Raw genomic sequence first — 17,229 nt, forward strand, 5'->3', positions numbered from 1 at the left:
ACGGACGAGGAGAAACGCAATCATGGCAAGTGTGTCGCTCAAGCAGATCCGCAAGCGTTACGACGACGGCGCGGATGTGATCAAGGACGTCAGCCTCGACATCGAGGACGGCGAATTCATGGTGTTCGTCGGCCCGTCGGGCTGCGGCAAGTCGACGATGTTGCGGATGCTCGCGGGGCTCGAGGAGATCACGTCGGGCGACCTGCTGATCGACGGCCGCCGCGTCAACGACGTGCCGGCCGCGAAGCGCGGGCTCGCGATGGTGTTCCAGAACTACGCGTTGTATCCGCACATGACGGTGTTCGAGAACATGGCGTTCGGGCTGAAGCTCGCGGGCGTCGATGCGGCCGAGACGCGCACGCGTGTCGGGCAGGCAGCCGAAGCGCTGCGGCTGTCCGCGCTGCTCGAGCGCAAGCCGAAGGCACTGTCGGGCGGCCAGCGGCAGCGCGTCGCGATCGGCCGTGCGATCGTGCGCAAGCCGGGCGTGTTCCTCTTCGACGAACCGCTGTCGAACCTCGACGCGGCGCTGCGCGGCGGGATGCGGCTCGAACTCGCGCGGCTGCATCGCGAACTCGGCAGCACGATGATCTACGTGACGCACGACCAAGTCGAGGCGATGACGCTCGGTGATCGCATCGCGGTGTTCAACGGCGGGCGCATCGAGCAGGTCGGCTCGCCGCTGTCGCTGTACGAGCAGCCGGCGAACCATTTCGTCGCATCGTTCCTCGGTTCGCCGTCGATGAACTTCCTGCCGTGCCGCGCGCACGGCGGCGCCGATGCGCCGCGCTTCGACGTGCCGGGCGGCTCGCTCGCCGCGGCGCCGGACGCGTCGCGCACGTGGCCGGCGGGTTCGCTGCAGCTCGGTATCCGGCCGGAGAACCTCATGGTCGGCGCGCCCGGCACAGGGCTCGACGGCCGCGTCACGCACGCCGAGCATCTGGGTGACGCAACGATCGTCTATGTCGAGCTCGCGGGTCACGACCGGCTGCTGTCGGTACGGCAGAACCGCGACGCCTACGCAGTCGCGTCGGGGCAACCGGTCGGCGTGCGCGTCGATATGCGGCACGCGCACTTCTTCGACGACGCCGGCCGCGCGCTCTGAGTCCGGCCCGGCTGGCAGGTTCCGCCCGCCGTACCGGCGGGCGGCCGAACGCATGCATAAAAACAGAATTTCGATGACGACAGTAAAACTGGTACAGGGCGCGAACGCGATCCTGGGTGAGGGCCCGCTCTGGTGCGAACGCTCGGCGTCGCTCTACTGGATCGACATCAAGCGCACGGCGCTCTACCGCTACACGCCCGGCCACGGGCAGACGGGCTTCTGGCTGCTGCCGGAGCTGGCCGGCTGCGTCGCGGGCGTCGACGACGGGCGGCTGCTCGTCGCGTTGAAGAGCGGCCTGCACCTGTTCGATCCCGCGCACGGCACGCTCGAGCGGCTGGCCGACGCCGCGCATGCACGGCCGTCGCTGCGCTACAACGACGGCGCGGTCGACGCGCGTGGCCGCTTCTGGGTCGGCACGATGGCCGACGACGGCGACGGCCCCGGCGATCTGCATTGCTTCGAGCATCCGCGTGCGTCGCGCGTCGCGGTCGCCGGCTTCGCGTGCGCGAACGGAATGGGCTGGAGCCCCGACGGCGCGACGATGTACGTGACGGATTCCGGCCGCCGCACGATCTTCGCGTACGACTTCGACGTCTCGGCCGGTCAGTTGTCGAATGCGCGGCCGTTCGCGACGTTCGGCGATGCGCGCGGCGTGCCGGACGGGCTCGCGGTCGATGCGCAAGGCGGTGTGTGGTCGGCGATCTGGGACGGCTGGCGGCTGCATCGCTACGCGCCGGACGGCGCGCTCGACAGGGTTGTCGAGATGCCGGTGCAGCGGCCGACCAGCGTCGCGTTCGGCGGCGCCGATCGCGCGACGTTGTTCGTCACGTCGGCGTCGGTCAACGTGAGCGCGGACGGGCTGCTGCGCGGGCCGCTCGCGGGCAGCCTGTTCGAGACGCGCCCGGGCGTGGCCGGGCTCGAACAGCATTGCGTCGCGCGTGCATGGCTCGGCGAAGCGGTCGCGGCCGCGCCGCGTTGAACGGGGAAACGGGCGGTTAGCGGCGCCGCGCGTCGCGCGGCCGCACCGTCGATTCGCGCACGACGAGCCGTGCCTCGAGCATCGTATGCGGTTCCGGTGACTTGCCCGCGAGCGCATCGAGCAACGTCGTCATCGCGACTTCGCCCGCGCGCTCGGTTTCGGTGTCGATCGACGTCAGCGTGGGCGACGTGAGCTTGCCGAGTTCGAGGTTGTCGAAGCCGCACACGGCGACGTCGTGCGGGATCGCGATGCCGAGCCGTTCGGCTTCCTTGATGAAGCCGGCCGCGATCATGTCGTTGTAGCAGATCACCGCATCGGGCGGCTCGGCCGACAGCATCACCGACGCGCACACGCGCTCGCCGTCGGCCACCGTCGCGCGCGGCACGCTGAACGTGCGCAGCGGCAGGCCGGCGCGCGCGAGCACCTGCTCGGCGCCGGCGCGGCGTTCGTCGTCGCCGCGCGCGTTCGGCAGGCTGATGTACGCGAAGCGCTGGTACTTCTCCATCAACAGGTGCTGGCCGAGCATCTCGCCCGCGCGAACCGGATCGGAGTAGAGCGTGAGCAAGCCGTCGCGCGGCGCGGAACCGACCGCGACCACCGGCTTGCCGAGACTCGCGGTCCAGCGCAGGTCGTCGTCGGGCATGCTGGTGTTCAGGATCAGCCCGTCGACGCGCCGGCTCAGCTTCGTCAGCGCCGGCCGTTCGCCCTTGCGGTTTTCGTCGGCATCGACGATCAGGACGACGAAATCGTTGCGCTGCGCGATCCGGTTCACGCCCTTGACCATCGCGGTGAAGTACGGGTTGAGAATGTCCTGGATCACGACGCCGACCGCGCCCGTCTGGCCAGTGGCCATCGAGCGCGCGAGCGGGTTCGACTCGTAGCCGAGCTGCGCGATTGCTTCGGCAATGCGGCGCTCGACGTCAGGCGAGAAGCGCTTCGTCTTGTTGATGAACTTCGAGACGGTTCCGATGGAGACGCCGGCAGCGGCGGCGACTTCGTTGATCTTGGCCACGATGAAAGTGAGTGTCAGTGCATTTTGCCGGCGAGCATAGCATGCGCACCGGCGGTGGCGACCGTGCGGCGGCATCGCATGCGTGCCGCGCGACCGGACTCGGTAGTATCCCTTGGAGGGCCAGAATTTTCTTGAAAAAGCGCAATCGCGCGTCGACAATGAAAGCGCTTTCCCACTTCGCGAGCATAGCACGCGTGCCTTCCGTTCGAGATGCAACGGAAAACGACGCACGACAACCGCCGCGATATTTTTTTGCTTTAGAGGGAAAGCGTTTTCCCAAATCAGACGAGACGTCAACGAAAAGCAGGAGGAGATCTAGATGCGACAGTATGGGTGGATCGCGGCGCTGGCCCTGGCGGTGCCGGCCGTGGCGCAGGCTCAATCGAGCGTGACCGTATGGGGGCGCGTCGGCGGTGACGTGCAGTACCTGAGCGGCGTGCAGAACGGCCCGCATTCGACGGGTTCACGCTTCTCGGAGGGCAACGACTGGGGGACCAGCATCCTCGGCATCACCGGCAAGGAGGATCTCGGCGGCGGCAACCAGGCCGTGTTCTGGCTCGAATCGTCGATCAACGCGGCGAACGGCAACTACGGCGGCGGCGTGCTGTTCCAGCGCGGCGCGTGGGTCGGGCTGAAGAACGAACGCTACGGTTTCCTCCGGCTCGGACAGGGCTCGTTCATCAACAGCTACATCTGGTCGTACGATCCACTGCTCGAGGAGAACTATTCGGTCGAGTCGCTGACGTCGTACCGCAACGGCCCGAAGCTGTCGAACGGGATCCGCTACGAATCGCCGAAGTTCGGCGGTTTCTCGTTCGCGCTGCAGGCGAACCTCGGCAACAGCTCGAACGGCTGGCTGCGCGGCTCGCCGAACAACGTGAACGCGACGGGCTTGTCCGACGGCGCGACGGTCGCGTACACGCACGGCGATTTCGAAGTGCGCGCCATCTGGAACGAGATCCGCAACCAGTACGGCCGCGAGGACAACCTGTTCACCGCATCGCAGGAAGCCTTCATTGGCGTGCGGCAGCGCTTCGGCCCCGCGCTGGTGCAGCTCGGCTATACGCGCTACAGCGCGCCCGACACGCCGGCCGGCCTGTCGCGTACCGCGAACTACTACTGGGGCGGCTTGACGTACGACGCGACGCCGTTCCTGCATCTGCAGGGCGCCGTCTATTCGATGAAGATCGACGCGGGCCAGTGGACCGCCGACCACAGCGGCGAAGGGCGCTCGACGATCCTCGGGCTCGGCACGATGTACGACCTGTCCAAGCGCACGTTCCTGTATGCGACGGCCGCGCACGTGTTCAACAGCGCGAGCGCGAACCTGGGCGTGAACCCGCAGTCGCCGGGGCTCGGCAACGGTAGCGGGCTCGGTGCATCGCCGATGCCGGGGCATGGGCAGACGGGCATCTACGCGGGGATCGAGACGCTCTTCTGATCCACGCATGAATCATGCGGCGAGCCACGACCTTCAAACAGAGGAATCCTATGCAAGATGCAACACCATGCGCCGGCGGGCAATCACCGATGCCTCGCCTGATCGCGCTCGACTGGGGCACCACGTCGCTGCGTGCGTACCTGATGGCGGACGCGCGCACCGTGCTCGACGAGCGCGCGGCCCCGAAGGGCGTGATGCAGATCGGCGGCGCGGGCGTTGCGATCGCCGGCGCATGCGACGAGGCGTTCGAGGACGTCTGCGGTGCGTGGCTCGACGCGTGGCCGGACTTGCCGGTCGTCGCGGCCGGCATGGTCGGCAGCGCGCAGGGTTGGCGGGAGGCACCGTATGCGGACGTGCCGATCGATGCGACGCGGCTCGGCGCGTCGCTGCAGTCGGTGCATGCGACGCGCGGCGTGACCGTGCACATCGTGCCGGGGCTGATCCAGCGCGGCGCGCTCGCGAACGTGATGCGCGGCGAGGAGACGCAGATCGTCGGCGCGTTGCATGCGGGCGGCGCGGCGCACGATTCGGCGCCTGCCCGGTGGATCGGGTTGCCGGGCACGCATTCGAAATGGGTCGCCGTGCGCGGCTCGCGCATCGAGCGCTTCCGCACGTTCATGACGGGCGAGCTGTACGCGCTGCTGTGCACGCACAGTCTGCTCGGCCGCACGATGCGGCCGCCGGCCGCGTTCGCGCGCGACGCATTCGAACGCGGCGTGCGGGCCGCACAGGCCGGCCATGCGACGGGGCTGCTCGCGACGATCTTCGGCAGCCGCGCGCGGCTGCTGGCCGGCGAACTGGCGGCCGACGAGCAGCGCGACTACCTGTCCGGCGTGCTGATCGGGCACGAGCTTGCAGGACTCGCCGCGGAGGGCGACGGGCCGGGCGCCGACACGAGCGCACGTGCGCCGCGGCCGATGCTGATCGGCGATGCCGCGTTGTGTGAGCGTTACCGGCACGCGGCTTCATTGTTCGGCTGGCCGCCGGTGGACACGATCGACGGCGCGGCGGCAGCCGGTTTGTGGGTGCTGGCCGAGCGGGCAGGGCTGTTGCCCGCGGCAAGCGAGGGGGCACCGGGTCGTCTGGACGAACCGGCTGCCGGAATGGGCGGCCGGCATGCGGAACGACCAGCGGTCGACCCGGTGCCGGATCGCGAATGCAATATTTCGGGAGACTGACTTTGAAACACTGGAAGATTGTCGTGGCGCCGCTGATCGGCGCGCTTGCCGCATGCGGCGGTGGAGAATCGGCGGATGGCGTGGCGGGGCAGCAACTCGCCGCTGCGCCCGTGGCCGGACGGGCGGACGGCGCGACGCCGGGCACGCTGCACGTCGACTGTTCGCTCGGCTCGGCTGGAACAGGTTCGCCCGCGACGCTCGGCACCCCGGCGAATCCGATCCATGATCTCGCGACGCTGAACCGGATCGTGCTTGTGCCCGGCACACACGTGCGCTTCAAGCGCGGCACCACCTGCAACGGCAGCTTTACGCCCGCACCGGGCAGTACCGGCGCGGCCGGCGCGCCGATCGTCGTCGACGCGTACGGCGACCCGAAGGCATCGCGCCCCGTGATCGCGGCCGGCTGTACGGATGCGGCGGCCGACCCCGACCAGTCGGTCACCGAGCAGCACAAGACGCCGGGCGGGTTCAGCGGCTATTACTCGCTGTGCAAATCGGATAACCCCACCGTGAACCGTGCGGCGATCTATCTGTACAACACGCAGTACTGGGAGATTCGTTCGCTGGAGTTGACCAACGACGCGACGACGCCAGGCGGTCGCCTCGGGCTGTACGTGCGGCTCGAGGATTACGGCACGGGCAGCCACTATGACGTCGACGACGTGTACGTGCATCACGTTCGCGGCTATCTGAAGGACGTCGCGGGCAATACGGTCGGCTCGTACAAGACGACCGGCGGGATCCTGTTCGAGGTGACGCGCGACAACGAAGTCGTCGGCACGAAGGAGAAGCCGACCAGGTTCGACGACATCGCGGTCGAGAACAGCGAAATCTACAACGTCGATGCAGTCGCACTGTCGACGCGATCCGCGTGGATGTGTCGCGAGGGTGGTGCGCCGTGCGGCGACTATCCGCCGTACAAGGGCAATCCGGCCTACTTGACGAATCCTGCCACGCAGGCAGCGTCGGACTATTTCCCGATGACGCGTGTCGTACTCCGCAACAACCTGATCCACAACGTCGGCGGCGACGGCATCATCGTGCGCACGGCGACCGCGCCGAAGGTCGAGGCGAACCACCTGTACGACATCTGGATGCGTGCACCGGGCAACAGCGCCGGCGCCTGGGCGATCAACACCGACGATGCGCTGTTCCAGTACAACGAGGTCAACGGCGTGCGGTTGCAGAACAACATCGAGGCTGGCGACGGGATGGCGTTCGACGCCGATCTCGGCACGCGCAACACGCGCGTGGCCGCGAATTTCAGCCACGACAACGACGGCGGGCTGATGCTGTTCTGCGGATGCGGTTCCGACGGGCTGGGTCACACGGCGCAGGAGACGGGCGCAATCGTCGAAAACAACCTGAGCCTGAACGACAAGCGGCGGATCATTTCGGCAGCGGGGTCGGCCGATTCCGTCGTGCGCGACAACGTGGTGATCACGCGCACGCCGGGGCTGGTGACGCCGATCGTCGAGAACCTCAGCTATGCGAACGCATTCCAGGTGACGGGCAATCGCTTCTACAACGCATCGGACAGTGGCGCGATCTTCCGGACGAAGAATCCGCAGGGCAGCTACGCGAACATCGTGTGGAGCGGCAACGCCTACTTCGGTTATGCGGCAGATCCCGAGTTCACCGGGCCGAACTATCGGCACGGCGCCCAGCCCGATACGGTGCTGCCGTTCGCGGGACAGGACGTGGATGCGGTCGCCAGCGCATGGTCGAAAGCCAGCGGGTTCGACACGTACAAGTACCGCGCGCCGCACGCGCGATGACGGCACGGGCGCCGGCGTCGCCGCGCGGCGCCCGCGTCGTCCGGTCGCAGGCAGGCTGCCTGCCCGCTTGATCGTCGTCAACATCCGAATCCGTCGTCGGCCGATGATGGTGACATGGCCGCGCGCGATATCGCGCGCGGCAGTTCACCCCAGCGAGGTTCGCATGTACGAAAAGATCATGGTGGCCGTCGACGGCAGCGCTTCGTCGAAACAGGCGCTTGCCGAGGCCGTGAAGGTGGCGCTGGCGGGCGATACGCACGTCAGGGTTGTGTATGTGGTCGACAAGTCGGTGCTGTTCACTTATGCGGGCCGAATCGATCCCCACGCGCTCGTCGAGGAAATCCGCGACGACGGGCGCAAGGTGCTGCGCGAAGCCGAACAGATCATCGCGCTGGCCGGTGCGAGCGGCGAAGCCGAACTCGTCGAGACCGAGAGCATCGGCGAGGATATCGCGGAGCGCCTGCAACGTTACGTGAAGGAGCGCGGCATTGATCTCGCGGTGGTCGGCACGCACGGGCGGCGCGGCATCCGGCGCGTGCTGCTCGGCAGCGTCGCCGAGCGCTTCGTGCGCGGCTCGAACTGTCCGGTGCTGCTGATTCGCGGCGACGACGCCGACGAGCCGGCGGTCGCGGCAGCGTAACGCGGCGAGCGCGCGATGATACGCCGCCAGTACCGCATCGTCGTCGCGGCGATTGCCGTGTTCGTGTCGCTCGCGGGGATGATGGCCGTCGTGACGGGGCTGCTGTTCGATGAAACGATGGCACTGCGCGGCGGCGCGATCGCGTTGATCGTCGGCGTGACCGGCTTCGTCGTGATGCTCAATCCGGGCGCGAAAGGGGAGGAGTGACGCGGGAAGGCGCATCTCTTCTTGAAGGAATGAGCGCAGGCACTATAGTGCTCGAAGAACGACAACAACAACGCGAGCGCGACAACAATGAAAACGAGGGACCTTGCGGCCGTCGCCGTCATCATGGGCGCGGCCGCGCTGCCTGTATTGCCTCGGGCCGACACTGCGGCGGTGCCGGCAGGATTCGGTTCGCAAGCGGCGTCCGGTACGTCGGTGGCGGGTGCTTCCGGCACGACGGCGCAACATCCGGCAGCCGACCGCTATGGCGATCGTTCGACGGACTTCACCGATACCATCGGCGGAATCGACTCGCAGGGTGACGGCATCCGCGACGATGTCCGGAAGTACATTTACGATCAATACCCGGACCCGATACAGCGCGCGGCGATGCTGCACTACGCGGCTGCGCAGCGCGATTTCATGATGCACGGCGACACGCGTGCCGGCGCGATCGAAGGGTTGACGCGCGTATTCGGCACGCTTGAATGCGTCAGAAAGCTGATGGGGAAGCCGGGCCTCGATGAGTCGCAAGTCGTCCTTGCGATGATGTCTAACACCAGGCAGCGCTTTGCCGCCAATGGTCATGCGATGGCGCACGCGTCGGGTCACGTCGATATGTTGTCCCGCGACGATCCCTGTCAGCAGTGATGTCGTCGTCCTGACGATCACCGGTTCCAGCGAGATTACGTGCCGCTCGTACCAGGCGCTGACGCGCCGTCCGGGCGTGTGTCCACGTTCAGCCGCTTCAACGTTTCTTCCAGGTCCGCGTTTTCCGTCTGAATCTTCCACGCCTGCGCGAACGCATCGCGCGCGTCATCGTGGTGCCTCGGTTCGGATCGTCGGCTGTTCCAAACCGGAGCATCGTTCACGGCGTGCGACGCGCGGCGCATACACATGATTCGGCTTCACTGTCCGACAGGAGTCGTGACTGCCCGTGAGTGTTTGTGCCTGTCACCCAGGCCGCTTCGCCCTGCCACGATACCCGGACATTTCGTGGAATCCTTCGATGATCAGCTCATCCCTTTGGTCGGGATCACCCAAGCGAACAAGGACGATTTCGATCGGCTCGGTTGACTTGTGTTGGCACGACGAAACGTTCTACTCGGATGGAGCATCCCGAAATTGCGTAGGCGATACGCCCGTCCATCGCTTGAATGCGCGGGCGAAATTGCTGGTGCTGGTGAATCCGAGCAGGAAAGCGATTTCGGTGACGGAGCTGGTTCGCTGCCTGACGTAGTTGCAGGCAAGTTCCCGGCGCGTGTCGTCCATGATCTGCAGGAAATGGGTGCCGCGCTGGGCCAATCGCACCTGCAACGTAGCCGGGCTCACGCATAACGCTTCGGCCACCTTCTCCCTGCTGCACTCGCCGGAGGGCAGCAGTTCGATGATTTTCTGCGTGACCCCGGTTACCACGTCGTGCTTGTCCAGCCGCGCAAGATATTGATTCGCGATGTTGTCGTTGACTTGTGCCAGTTCCGGGCAGGCGCCGCCGAGCGGTTGCATCAAGTCACGCCGGTCGAAAGTCAGCGTCGTGGCCGGATTCGAAAAGCTGACCGGTGCCCGCATCAGTGCGCGGTACGGCTCGTCGCCTTCGCGCGGCATCGCACGATGGAATTCGACGGACAGCGGGTTGAACCCAGGTCGATGCAGCATGCGCATCGTGTGTACCAGGAACCCGACGAATGCGTCTTCCGTTTCGCCGCAGACCTCGATCCTGAAATCGGTGGCGCGCACGGCGATCGTGTCGCCATCTTCGATGACGCGAACGGTTGCCGCTTGCGACACCAGCCGGAAGTACTGCTCCAACCGCCGACAGAAGTCGAGCAGCGTGCTGCTGGCCGCGAGCGCGTAGCCGAGCGCGTGCAAATGGGAAATGTGGATGTGCCGGGCGACCGACAGGCCGAAGTACGGATTGTGAGTGGCCTCGACGCAGGCACGGTATAGCCTGGCCAATGTCGAGGCGGGCAGCCGGACCATCGGGCCGTTCGCCATCTGCGGCTGCACGCCGACGGAGCGGAAAATGCGCTCGCTGTCCATGCCGCTGGCTTGCAGGGTCTTGGCGATTGCCGTGCAGTACCCCCCTATGGTCGTCGCTTCCTGCGTCGCGGCGCGGGATGGTTGGCGGTCAGGTTTCAAGGCGCGGCAAGGTCGATAGACAGTCTTGCCGCCGATTCTACACCGCGGCCGAACCACTCACGGCACCCTCGTGACGGCCGCCATTCGAACGTGCCGGAACGGCACCGCTTCCTTGCGCGTTCACGTTCGCCCGTGTGTGCTGCGAATCATTACCGCGGATTGCTTTGCGGAATGCACTTTTCGCTCCAAAGAGCCGCGCGGTCGTTTCCCCCTGCCTATGATCACTTCCTATCGCGGGCAGGTCTGGGCCTCTCCGCCACGAAAACATTCCAAGACAATCCGGAGACATCATGACCGAAGAAGCATTGCTGTTTGACACGATTGGCGCGGTCGCGCGCTTGACGTTGAATCGCCCCAAGGCGATGAACGCGATGAATGGCGCGCTGCTGGCCGAACTCGACCGCCGGCTGGCACAGATCGCCGCCGATGATGATATTCGCGTCGTGGTCGTGACCGGCGCGGGTCCCGCCTTCTGCGCCGGCGCGGACTTGAAGGAGGTGCTGGCAAGCCAGAAGGCGGAGGCGGGCGAGGCGGATTTCCTCGACTGCGCCGACGCAACGCTTGCACGCCTGCGCAATTTCCCGAAGCCGGTGATCGCCGCACTCAACGGCGTAACCATGGCCGGCGGCCTGGAACTGGCCATGTGCGCCGACATCGTCATCGCAGCTGAAAGCGCTGCCATCGGGGACGCCCACGCCAACTTCGGCGTCTATCCCGGCGCCGGCGGCGCGGCGGTCCTGCCGCGGCTGATTCCTCAGAATGTTGCCATGTATCTGCTGTTGACCGGCAAGACGCTGTCGGCGAGCGAGATGAAGGCTTACGGCTTTGTATCCGAAGTGCATCCCGACGCCGAATTGTCCGATGCGGCGATGAAGCTGGCCGGCCGGATTGCCGAAAAGAGCCCTGTCGTCTTGCGGCGCATGAAGGAAGTTGCGCGCACCTCCACTGACAAGAGCCGTGACGACGCGTTGCTGCACGAGCAAGTCATGTTGCGTCGCCATCTGCGCAGCTTCGACCTGCAAGAAGGCTTGCAGGCGTTTGCCGAAAAGCGCGCGCCGCGATTCCAGGGCCGTTGAGCCGCTCCGGTTTCCTCAGACCTCATTTCTCATTCCTCTTTCGGGAATTACATGAACGATATCTATGTTGCCGGTGTCGGCATGACGCCGTTCGGCCGCTTGCTGGAGCGCAGCGTCTACGACATGGTCGGCGAAGCCGTCGCCCTTGCCTTGAAGGATGCCGGCGCGGAAGCGGCCGACATCGGTTCGGCATTCTATGCAACGCTGACCAATGGCCTGTTCCAGGGGCAGACCGCGATTCCCGGCCCGATCGCCATGCGCCGCGTCGGCATCGAAGGCATTCCGGTGTTCACTGTCGAGAACGCCTGTGCATCCGGTTCTTCGGCATTCACCCTGGCCGTGATGGCGCTGCGCGCCGGGGCCTGCGACATCGCGCTGGCCGTCGGGGCGGAAAAGATGAACATCGCCGACAAGGCCAAGATGTTCGCCGCGTTCGATGGCGGCTGGGACGTCTCGACCGTCGACGAAAACAAGACGACGCTGCTGGCGATGGGCGAAGGCGTCGAGCCGCCGCCCGGCACCATGTCCGAGCGTCCGTACAGCGTGTTCATGGATGTCTACGCCGCCATCGCGCGCAACCACATGAAGCGCTACGGCACCACGCAGCGCCAGATCGCCGCGGTGGCCGCCAAGAACCACCAGCACTCGGTTCATAACCCGCTGGCGCAATTCCAGCAGCCGATGACGATCGAGCAGGTGCTGGCTTCACCGCCGATCACCTATCCGCTGACGACGACCATGTGCTCGCCGATCAGTGACGGCGCCGCTGCCGCGGTGCTGTGCACCGCCGCCGGCCTCAAGCGTCTGCAAGGCGAGGCTGGACGTGCAGTTCGCGTGCTGGCCAGCGTCATTCAGACCGGCACGACGCGCAGTATCGACGAGCCGCACAAGATCATCGCCCATCTGGCGGCGAAGAAAGCCTACGACCAGGCCGGTGTCACGCCGCAGGACGTCGACGTTGCCGAAGTGCACGACGCGTCGGCGATCGGGGAAATCCTCAACGCCGAATCGCTGATGCTGGTGCCGTTCGGCGAAGGCGGCCCCGCAGCCGAACGCGGCGACTTCACGGTCGGCGGGCGCATCCCGATCAACCCGTCCGGCGGCCTCGAATCGAAGGGCCATCCGATCGGCGCGACCGGTCTCGGCCAGATTCATGAACTGGTGACGCAGCTGCGCGGCGAAGCCGGACAGCGCCAGGTTCGAGATGCACGTATCGCGATCCAGGAAAACGGCGGTGGCCTGTACGGCATCGAAGAGGCCGTGGTCGGCGTCAACATCCTGGCGAAACAATAAGGAGGCTGCCATGGGACACGTATTCCGCAACGAAGAGCAACAGGCAGCCGTCGATGGGCTGAAACGCTTCCTCGACGCCGAGATCGATCCGGTCTTCAGCAAGCAATACCGCGACACGTTCGTGCCGCGCGACAAGATGGCCGACATCATGCGCCGGCTGACGGAATTCGGGCTGGTGTCGGGCATCGCGAGCGAAGCCAACGGCGGCATGGGCCTGGACTGGCTGACGTCGCTGATGCTGTTCGAGGAGGTGGCGACCACCTCGGCTGACCTGTCGGTGCCGGTGTTGATCAACTCGTTCGGCGTCGTGCTGCTCGAGAAGGTCGCGCCTCCGCATTTGCGTGAACGCTACCTGCCCGGCCTGCTGAGCGGGGACAGTTTCGTCTCGATGGGCATTTCGGAACCCGACGTCGGCTCCAACGTGCTGGAGATCAGGACGCGTGCGCGCCGCGATGGCGATCATTTCATCATCAACGGCGAAAAGACCTGGATCAGCAACGGCGAGTACTCGGACTTCCTGATCTGCACCTGCCGCACCAGCGACGATCCGCGCAAGGGGCTGACGCATTTCCTGCTCGACCGCAAGGAACACCCCTACGAAGTACGCGGCATCCACAAGATCGGCTTCAACAGCCAGTCCACCGCACAGATCTTCCTGACCGATGTGCGCGTGCCGGCCACCAACATGATCGGCAATGAAGGCGAGGGGCTGCGCAATACGCTCTCGCTGTTCGAACGGTCGCGCGTGTTCGTCGCCGCACAGGGGCTGGGCATCGGTCGTCGAGCGCTCGAAGAGGCGGTTCGCTATGCAACGGAGCGTCGCCAGCACGGCAAGGTCATCGCGGGTCACCAGTTGATCGCCGCGATGCTGGCCGAAATGGCGACCCACGTGGATGCGGCGCGCCTGCTGACCTACCGCGCAGCGTCGATGATCGAAGCCGGCGTGCCGGCCGAGATGGAAGCGGCGATGGCCAAGTATTTCGCCTGCGAAGCAGCCGTGAAGATCGCCCGCCAGGCCGTGCAGATCCACGGCGGGAACGGTGTCACGACCGAATTCCTTGTCGAGAAGCTCGCGCGCGAGGCGATCATCGCGCCGATTCCGGAAGGCACGACCCAGATTCAGCAACTCATTATCGGCCGCGCGTTGACCGGCGTGCCGGCGTTCTAAGCACCATCGCCACAGGACACATCATGCGTATCGAAGGAAAAGTCATCGTCATTACCGGCGGCGCTTCAGGCCTCGGCCTCGCCACGGCGCGCTATCTGGTACAGGAAAAGGGCGCGCGCGTCGCCATCTTCGATCTGAACGCCGAAGCCGGCGCCAGGGCCGTCGAAGAGATCGGCGCCGAACACGCAATGTTCGTGCAAACCGACGTCGCAAGTGAGGAATCCGTACAGAACGCGATCGCGGCCGTGACTGGCCATTTCGGCACGGTTCACGTCTGCATCAACTGCGCGGCGCTGCCCACGCCGTGCAAGGTGTTGGGCAAGGACGGCAAGGCCACGCCCCTGGCGAAGTTCGCGCAGGTGACGGCGGTCAACGTCGATGGCGTGTTCAACGTCATGTCGAAATGCGCGGAGCAGATGGCCAGGAATGAGCCGGAAGCCGGGGAGGAGCGCGGCGTCGTGATCAACATCTCGTCCGGTGCCGCCTACGAGGCGCAGATCGGTCAAGTCGCCTATGCCGCCTCCAAGGCGGCGCTGCTCGGCATGAACATGCCGGCAGCGCGGGAACTCGGCGACGTCGGCATCCGCGTCAATGCGATTGCGCCGGGCCTGTTCCTGACGCCGATGGTGAAATCGCTCGACGAAAAGATCGTCAACGCACTGACGTCGCAGATCGAAGCGCCCCGGCGCCTCGGCGACATGCGGGAATTTGCGCACTGCTGCGCTTTCATCATCGAAAACGCGTACCTCAACGCGGACACGATCCGTCTGGACGCGGCGTCGCGCCTGCGTGCGCGCTGAGCGCACGGCGCCGGCGGCAGGGCCGCCCTTCCTCCGGGACGAGGAAGGGCGGAGAACAAAGGAGACAAATCCGTGAAGATGAACTTTTGCCGCATCATGCGCCTGATGACGCTGCGTTTTCGCGACCGGCAAGCGATCGTCAATGTGGAGCGCGGCCGCAGCTACAGCTACCACGACTACCACCTGTTGACCAACCGCATCGCCGATGCGCTGCGCAACGCGCTCGGGGTCGGCAAGGGCGACAGGTTCCTGCTCGTCCTGGACAACGACAACCTGAGCCTAATGATGCTGCCGACCGTCCTCAAGCAGGAGGGTACGGTGGTCATGACCAACCTGCGGGACGCGCCGGAAGAACACGCGCGGCAGATCGAACTGGTCAGGCCGAAGGTCGTATTCATCGAAACCCGCCTGCTCGATGGCTACTACGCGATGTTGCGTGCGGCGGGCTGCGAGATCGTCGTGATGGACGATCCGACGTCGGAGCAGGCTGCGCGCCCCGGCGTGCATGCGTTCTGGAACTTGGTCGGTGAGGCGTCCGATCGCGACACCGACGTCGAGCTGGACGACGACGAGCACATCTGCATGTTGCGCTTTACCGGCGGCACGACCGGCCAGGGAAAATGCGCGATGTACTCGATCGACAACCTGATGGCCTGCCGCGACGGCGGTTTCAGCAATCCGGATTTCGGCTTCAACAGCCGTACGCGCATGTTGCACGTGGCGCCGCTCTCGCACGGCACGCTGGTCGCCTTCATCCCGACTTTCTATGCCGGCGGAACCAACCTGACGCTCAACCAACTCGACCTCGAGCAGTGGCGGAAAACGGCCGAGCAGCAGCGCGTGACGCATTCGTTCCTGGTTCCGACGGTGCTGTACCGTCTGCTCGAATTACAGCGCGCCAGCCCGCGCGACCTGTCCTCGCTGAACACCCTGATCTACGGCGCCGCACCGATGAGTCCCGCCAGGCTCGAAGAATTGATCGCATGCTTCGGTCAGATCTTCGCGCAGGTCTACGCCGCTACCGAAGTCCCGATGTTCGTGTCGACGCTGGACAAGGCGGAACACGTGACGGGACCGGCGGCCGTCGAACGTCTGTCTTCGGCCGGCCGGCCGACGCCGGGCGTCGAAGTGTACGTGACCGACGAGCACGGCAATCCGCTGCCGACCGGCCAGCGCGGCGAAATCCGCATCCGCAGCCGGGCCATCATCAAGGGGTATTACAACAATCCGGAATCGACCTCCGCCGAATTTGCGGACGCGTCATGGAAGTCGGGCGACCTCGGTTATATCGACGAGGACGGCTACCTGCACATCGTCGACCGGTTGAAGGACATGATCATCAGCGGCGGCTTCAACGTCTACGCAATCGAAGTGGAAGCGGCGCTGGCCTCGCATCCGGCCGTCATGATGTCCGCCGTGGTCGGCATTCCGCATCCCGAGTGGGGCGAGGCCGTGCACGCGGAAGTGATGCTGCGCGCCGGCGCCGAGGTCGACGCCGCCGAACTGATCGCGCACGCCAAGGAAAAGCTCGGGAGCTACAAGGCGCCGAAATCGATCGTGTTCGTCGAACAGTTGCCGACCTCGGTGGTCGGCAAGGTGTTGCGGCGCGCGGTCAAGGAAAAGTACTGGCAAGACATGCAGCGAAAGGTCAGCTAGGCAGCTCGATGCGGCATGCGGGCAGAAGTTGACGCGGGGTTGTGAAGATTGATCACCTTATTAAGGATGACGGAGCATTCGATGAAAAATATTCAGATGCGCGCGTTGGCGATTGCGGCATTGATTCTGGCCGCGTCCGGCAACGCATGGCCGCAGCCAGGCCAGACTGCCGGCGCACCCGCCGGTATGCCGGCTGCATCCGCTGCGGAAAGCGCAACCGCTCCCGTCGGCACACGGCAATCCGATCGCGCGCTGAGGCGGAAAGTGTATGCCGCGCTCGGCAAGTACAAGAAGATCAGTGCCGGCAGTATCGGCGTCGTCGCGAGCGGCGGTGCGGTGACGCTGAGCGGCACGGTCACGGACGCTGCGCAGGTCAACGAGGTTGCGGAGATTGCGAAGGGCGTGCCGGGAGTCACCTCCGTGACCAACAGGATCGTCGTGCAAAAACCGTTCGATGGTTCGTAAAAGGTTCGCCCATCGGGGGAGCCGGGATGACGGTGCGGAACTGCCGGGTTCCGGTGCCGGAGCGACTCCCCATGGCCACCCGGCCGGAACCCGTGCGCCGCCGAGCATTTGCACGCGTTCGCTCCCGACCGGCGCGATTGCGATGTCGTTGAGGCCGACAGCGCCGCGAATCCGGTGCAGCGCGTTGACGAGTAGCACCAGGCGACCAGGACGCCATCGACGGGCGTAGTGGGCGTCGAGGCGAAACACCCGGCGTGTTCGGTACGTAAAGCGGTCGCAACAGGCCGCTTCCAAGCAA

Annotated in this window: 16 protein-coding genes; 14 read left to right on the forward strand and 2 right to left on the reverse strand. The window is 65.7% G+C overall.

What is annotated here, in order from left to right:
* Positions 1–22: 22 nt before the first annotated feature.
* Together KEC55_RS32025 and KEC55_RS32030 are read left to right on the forward strand one after the other, a co-directional pair.
* The gene (locus KEC55_RS32025) at positions 23–1,102 is read left to right on the forward strand and encodes an ABC transporter ATP-binding protein (protein WP_282512690.1); all 1,080 of its coding nucleotides are present in this window, start codon (positions 23–25) and stop codon (positions 1,100–1,102) included.
* 73 nt (positions 1,103–1,175) lie between these two features.
* Positions 1,176–2,081: an SMP-30/gluconolactonase/LRE family protein gene (locus KEC55_RS32030; RefSeq protein WP_282512692.1), complete on the forward strand. Its 906-nt coding sequence runs from the start codon at positions 1,176–1,178 to the stop codon at positions 2,079–2,081.
* 16 nt (positions 2,082–2,097) lie between these two features.
* Here the strand turns inward: KEC55_RS32030 and KEC55_RS32035 are convergent, their stop codons facing one another.
* On the reverse strand, positions 2,098–3,093 hold the full coding sequence (locus KEC55_RS32035) for a LacI family DNA-binding transcriptional regulator (protein ID WP_282512694.1): 996 nt from the start codon (positions 3,091–3,093) through the stop codon (positions 2,098–2,100).
* A gap of 319 nt (positions 3,094–3,412) precedes the next feature.
* On the opposite strand from KEC55_RS32035, the gene KEC55_RS32040 reads away from it, so the two are divergent.
* The 6 genes from KEC55_RS32040 (at position 3,413) to KEC55_RS32065 (ending at position 8,985) form a co-directional block, all read left to right on the forward strand.
* Positions 3,413–4,534 (forward strand): porin, encoded by a 1,122-nt coding sequence (locus KEC55_RS32040; protein WP_282512696.1) that lies wholly within the window; start codon positions 3,413–3,415, stop codon positions 4,532–4,534.
* An 89-nt stretch (positions 4,535–4,623) separates the two neighbouring features.
* On the forward strand, positions 4,624–5,712 hold the full coding sequence (locus KEC55_RS32045; protein WP_282512698.1) for a 2-dehydro-3-deoxygalactonokinase: 1,089 nt from the start codon (positions 4,624–4,626) through the stop codon (positions 5,710–5,712).
* A gap of 2 nt (positions 5,713–5,714) precedes the next feature.
* Positions 5,715–7,490, forward strand: coding sequence for a right-handed parallel beta-helix repeat-containing protein (locus KEC55_RS32050; RefSeq protein WP_282512700.1), 1,776 nt, complete (start codon positions 5,715–5,717; stop codon positions 7,488–7,490).
* A gap of 163 nt (positions 7,491–7,653) precedes the next feature.
* A complete protein-coding gene (locus KEC55_RS32055; RefSeq protein WP_282512702.1) occupies positions 7,654–8,130 on the forward strand; it encodes a universal stress protein in 477 nt (158 codons plus the stop codon).
* Between the two features lie 15 nt (positions 8,131–8,145).
* The gene (locus KEC55_RS32060; RefSeq protein ID WP_282512704.1) at positions 8,146–8,337 is read left to right on the forward strand and encodes a DUF2964 family protein; all 192 of its coding nucleotides are present in this window, start codon (positions 8,146–8,148) and stop codon (positions 8,335–8,337) included.
* A gap of 87 nt (positions 8,338–8,424) precedes the next feature.
* Positions 8,425–8,985, forward strand: coding sequence for a hypothetical protein (locus tag KEC55_RS32065; RefSeq protein WP_282512706.1), 561 nt, complete (start codon positions 8,425–8,427; stop codon positions 8,983–8,985).
* A gap of 450 nt (positions 8,986–9,435) precedes the next feature.
* Here KEC55_RS32065 and KEC55_RS32070 read toward each other — a convergent pair whose 3' ends face one another.
* Positions 9,436–10,473: an AraC family transcriptional regulator gene (locus KEC55_RS32070; RefSeq protein WP_282512708.1), complete on the reverse strand. Its 1,038-nt coding sequence runs from the start codon at positions 10,471–10,473 to the stop codon at positions 9,436–9,438.
* A 290-nt stretch (positions 10,474–10,763) separates the two neighbouring features.
* Here KEC55_RS32070 and KEC55_RS32075 point away from each other — a divergent pair, with 290 nt between their 5' ends.
* From KEC55_RS32075 to KEC55_RS32100, 6 genes are all read left to right on the forward strand, one after another.
* On the forward strand, positions 10,764–11,549 hold the full coding sequence (locus KEC55_RS32075; RefSeq protein ID WP_282512710.1) for an enoyl-CoA hydratase/isomerase family protein: 786 nt from the start codon (positions 10,764–10,766) through the stop codon (positions 11,547–11,549).
* 51 nt (positions 11,550–11,600) lie between these two features.
* Positions 11,601–12,842 (forward strand): thiolase family protein, encoded by a 1,242-nt coding sequence (locus KEC55_RS32080; protein ID WP_282512712.1) that lies wholly within the window; start codon positions 11,601–11,603, stop codon positions 12,840–12,842.
* The gene (locus KEC55_RS32085) at positions 12,754–14,010 is read left to right on the forward strand and encodes an acyl-CoA dehydrogenase family protein (RefSeq protein WP_282512714.1); all 1,257 of its coding nucleotides are present in this window, start codon (positions 12,754–12,756) and stop codon (positions 14,008–14,010) included. The genes KEC55_RS32080 and KEC55_RS32085 overlap by 89 nt, the downstream gene beginning before the upstream one ends.
* Before the next feature lie 23 nt (positions 14,011–14,033).
* Positions 14,034–14,810, forward strand: coding sequence for an SDR family NAD(P)-dependent oxidoreductase (locus KEC55_RS32090; protein ID WP_282512716.1), 777 nt, complete (start codon positions 14,034–14,036; stop codon positions 14,808–14,810).
* A gap of 96 nt (positions 14,811–14,906) precedes the next feature.
* Positions 14,907–16,466: a class I adenylate-forming enzyme family protein gene (locus tag KEC55_RS32095; RefSeq protein ID WP_282512718.1), complete on the forward strand. Its 1,560-nt coding sequence runs from the start codon at positions 14,907–14,909 to the stop codon at positions 16,464–16,466.
* An 81-nt stretch (positions 16,467–16,547) separates the two neighbouring features.
* Entirely contained in the window at positions 16,548–16,931 is a 384-nt protein-coding gene (locus KEC55_RS32100; protein WP_282512720.1) for a BON domain-containing protein, read from the forward strand.
* The last annotated feature ends 298 nt before the right edge of the window (positions 16,932–17,229 follow it).

This window comes from Burkholderia cepacia, from assembly GCF_029962485.1.
Lineage (GTDB): Bacteria > Pseudomonadota > Gammaproteobacteria > Burkholderiales > Burkholderiaceae > Burkholderia.

Coding starts and splice junctions, on each gene's coding strand:
- KEC55_RS32025 (WP_282512690.1), top strand. CDS start 23: ATGGCAAGTGTGTCGCTCAAGCAGATCCGCAAGCGTTACGACGACGGC.
- KEC55_RS32030 (WP_282512692.1), top strand. CDS start 1,176: ATGACGACAGTAAAACTGGTACAGGGCGCGAACGCGATCCTGGGTGAG.
- KEC55_RS32040 (WP_282512696.1), top strand. CDS start 3,413: ATGCGACAGTATGGGTGGATCGCGGCGCTGGCCCTGGCGGTGCCGGCC.
- KEC55_RS32045 (WP_282512698.1), top strand. CDS start 4,624: ATGCCTCGCCTGATCGCGCTCGACTGGGGCACCACGTCGCTGCGTGCG.
- KEC55_RS32055 (WP_282512702.1), top strand. CDS start 7,654: ATGTACGAAAAGATCATGGTGGCCGTCGACGGCAGCGCTTCGTCGAAA.
- KEC55_RS32060 (WP_282512704.1), top strand. CDS start 8,146: ATGATACGCCGCCAGTACCGCATCGTCGTCGCGGCGATTGCCGTGTTC.
- KEC55_RS32065 (WP_282512706.1), top strand. CDS start 8,425: ATGAAAACGAGGGACCTTGCGGCCGTCGCCGTCATCATGGGCGCGGCC.
- KEC55_RS32075 (WP_282512710.1), top strand. CDS start 10,764: ATGACCGAAGAAGCATTGCTGTTTGACACGATTGGCGCGGTCGCGCGC.
- KEC55_RS32080 (WP_282512712.1), top strand. CDS start 11,601: ATGAACGATATCTATGTTGCCGGTGTCGGCATGACGCCGTTCGGCCGC.
- KEC55_RS32085 (WP_282512714.1), top strand. CDS start 12,754: ATGCACGTATCGCGATCCAGGAAAACGGCGGTGGCCTGTACGGCATCG.
- KEC55_RS32090 (WP_282512716.1), top strand. CDS start 14,034: ATGCGTATCGAAGGAAAAGTCATCGTCATTACCGGCGGCGCTTCAGGC.
- KEC55_RS32095 (WP_282512718.1), top strand. CDS start 14,907: ATGCGCCTGATGACGCTGCGTTTTCGCGACCGGCAAGCGATCGTCAAT.
- KEC55_RS32100 (WP_282512720.1), top strand. CDS start 16,548: ATGAAAAATATTCAGATGCGCGCGTTGGCGATTGCGGCATTGATTCTG.